Annotated in this window: 1 protein-coding gene; it reads left to right on the plus strand. The window is 68.4% G+C overall.

The window, feature by feature from the left end; all coding sequences use genetic code 11:
* Positions 1 to 478 (plus strand): hypothetical protein (locus MKW15_RS24280; RefSeq protein ID WP_240862971.1); only part of this gene is annotated, 478 nt, incomplete at both ends.

Here is a 478-nt window from a genome sequence, read left to right on the forward strand (position 1 = left end):
CATCAGGTGGTGGGTGCGGCGATTGTGTCGTTTGGTACCGATTTCGGGTTCCAGCGGTCGGTGATGCATGGGTTGCGGGGTCGGGCGCCGGGTGCGCATGCGGCGGTGCAGACGGCGGCTGATCAGGTCAATGCGTTGGAGGATGCGTTGGCGACGGCGCGAACGGCGGAGGCGACGGCTCATGCGGATCATGCGGCGTCGGTGACGGCGACGGCGGCGGCTGCGGCGACGCCGGCGGCTCCGGCGGCGGCGGCGAAGGAGGGTCAGGCGTTGTCGACGTTGACTGCGGCGACGGCGCATGCGAATGCGGTGGCGGGGCAGTTGTCGGCGGCGTGGGGGCGGTATACGGCGGCGGTGGGTGTGTGGGAGCGGTTGTTGGGTGATGGTGAGGGTGTGCATCGTCGGATGGAGGCGATCACTCAGACCGCGGTGGATGTGTTGGATGGGCAGAAGGACACGCCGTTTGAGGAGAATCCGA

This window comes from Gordonia gummivorans (genome assembly GCF_022513585.1).
In the GTDB taxonomy this organism is placed as follows: Bacteria; Actinomycetota; Actinomycetes; order Mycobacteriales; family Mycobacteriaceae; genus Gordonia.